Here is a 2,830-nt window from a genome sequence, read left to right on the forward strand (position 1 = left end):
TGATTTTTATCGGTGATGTCGCCATCAACGGTATCTTGGGCATGGGCATTTTCTAACCAGCCAACGTTATCTTCCGTCACGCCTTGCATCACAATCAAGTTCTCCGCTTCAAGCATCGCCATTTCCGCCGTCACATCGATTTGGACCGTTTGGACGATTGTTTTGCCATTACTGTTGGTCACGGTGTAGTAAATCGGATAGACGCCTTCTTTGTTGAATGCGACATTGGCATAGTCCACGGCTACATCGGCACTCAGGTCGCCATCTACTGTATCCGTTGCAGAAACATCTGTGAACCAATCGATGTCCTCGGCTTTTGTTCCCGCCAAAATAGATTTATTGACCGCCGTGATGACTGGATTTTCAGCGGTGACTTGCACGTTAATCGTCACGCTTGTCTCTTTGTTATTACTATTTGTCACGGTGTAGGTGACGGGATAATTACCTTCTTTGTTAAAATCTACGCTACTGTAATCGACAGACACGAGTTGCGAAATATCGCCGTCTACTTTATCCGTGGCTACAATGTTCTGGAACCATGGATAGTCCTCGCTTGTTGCGCCTGCCAAAACACTGATATCGCTAGCTTCGATAACTGGATTTTCAGCCGTTACTTGTACAGTGACTGTTTGTGTCGTTGTTTTATGATTACTGTTTGTCACGCTATACGTAGCTGGATAACTACCCTCTCTCTGAAAGTCCACGGCGCTGTAATCGATGTTGATTTCGTCATAGATGTTCCCATCGGCTTTATCTTCGGCCGTCACGTTATGGAACCATGCCGTATCTTCGGCTTTTGTTCCGGCAATGATGGCCAGGTCATTGGCGTGAAGGACTGGATGCTCCGCAGTGACGAGCACGTTGATGGTTGCTGTTGTCCTTTTGCCATTACTATTTGTCACACTGTATGTGGCTGGATAACTGCCTTCTTTTTTGAAGTTCACCTGGTCATAGTTCACTGTGATGTCAGCACTGATGTCTCCATCTGCCAAATCTTCCGCAGAAACGCCACGATACCACGGAATATCTAATGCATCCGTCCCCGCAATCACATCCAGATCTGTTGCTTCTAAAACTGGATTTGTAGCCGTTACTTGTACGTTTACTGTGGTTGTAGTGGTTTTTCCGTTGCTGTTAGTGACGGTGTAGGTGACTGGATAGCTACCTTCTTTCTTAAACTGCACGTTGGAGTAATCAACGGTCACATCTTTGGTGATGTCACCATCTACTTTATCCAGAGCTGTTACGCTGTCGTACCACGGTGTATCCTCGGCTTTTGTTCCGGCAAGAATATCTAGATTGCTCGCTTGCAAGGCTGGTTTCTCAGCCGTTACCGTGATATTGACTGTTTTTATTGTTGTTTTATTGTTGCTGTTTTTGATACTGTAAATGACCGGATAACTGCCTTCTTTTTGGAAGTTAACGGCGCTGTAATCGACGCTGATGTTGGCACTAATGTCACCGTCTACGCGATCTTCAGCGGATGTGTTTTGATACCAGGCAATCTCATTAGCATTTATTCCTGCAATGGCTGTTAGATTCATCGCTTGCAGCACTGGATTTTCAGCGGTAATGCTCATGTTGACTGTTTTACTCGTTGTTTTCTTATTGCTGTTTGTTACCGTATATACGACGGGATAATTACCTTCTTTGTTAAAATGGACTTGACTGTAATCTACTTTTACATCCGTGCTAATATCACCATCTGCTTTGTCGGATGCCAAAACGCCTTGGTGCCAAGCGATGTCTGTTGCTTTTGTACCAGCTAGTGCATCTAGATTGGCGGCTTGTATCGTTGGGGCATCTGCTGTGATTGTGATTGTGACCGTGATAGAGCTTGTTTTATGATTACTGTTCGTCACGGTGTATACAACTGGGTACGTGCCTTCTTTGTTAAAATGAACAGCGCTATAATCCACGGTTACCGCTGCACTTAGATTGCCGTCTGCTTTGTCTGCGGCATGGACATCTTGATACCATGCCACTTCCTCTGCTTTTGTTCCAGCTTGAAGGTGCATATCAACAGCTTGAATGACTGGTACATCTGCTGTGACAGTTACTTGGACGGTTTTGGTTGTCGTCTTATTGTTTGTATTGGTTACCGTATAGGTGACTGGGTATTGTCCTTCTTTTTGGAAGTTTACTTGACTAGAATCAACGGTCACATTCGCGCTAATATCGCCATCCACTTTATCTGTAGCCGATGTATTTTGATACCAGGCAACGTCTGTTGCTTTAGTACCTGCGATCACATGCATGTCTTGCGCGGTGATAACTGGTACATCTGCTGTGACGTGGGCGATTATCGTTTTTGTCAACGATTTATTATTACTATTTTTAACGCTGTAAACAACGGGATAGTCGCCTTCCTTATTGAAATTAACCGCACTATAGTCAACAGTAAGGTCGTTACTCAAATCGCCATCCACTTTATCTGTGGCACTGACGCCGGTATACCATGAAATGGCACTGGCATCCGTTCCTGCGATAATATCAAGATCGTTCGCTTCAATAACGGGGGCATCCGCTGAAATCGTCATCGTCACCGTCTTCTTGGCTGTTTTATTTTTGCTATTTGTAATCGAATATGTGACGGGGTATTCCCCTTCTTTGTTGAAGTTCACGGCATGATAGTCTACGCTAACCTGCTTCGTGACATCACCATCTACTTCATCCAACGCCGATACAGTGCCCATCCAATCCACATCTGTTGCTTTGGCACCCGCTGTGGCATGCAGATCACTCGCTTGTAAAACTGGCGCCTCAAACATTCGGATTTTAGCAGTAGCTTCTTCGCTTGTTAACGTCAGTGCTTCCAGTTCTGTTTGTG

1 protein-coding gene is annotated in these 2,830 nt (G+C 45.1%); it reads right to left on the reverse strand.

Annotated features, from left to right (window positions below):
• Positions 1 to 2,830 (reverse strand): immunoglobulin-like domain-containing protein (locus PROCOU_RS16020; protein ID WP_036074434.1); only part of this gene is annotated, 2,830 nt, incomplete at both ends.

This window comes from Listeria rocourtiae FSL F6-920, assembly GCF_000525975.1.
Lineage (GTDB): Bacteria > Bacillota > Bacilli > Lactobacillales > Listeriaceae > Listeria_A > Listeria_A rocourtiae.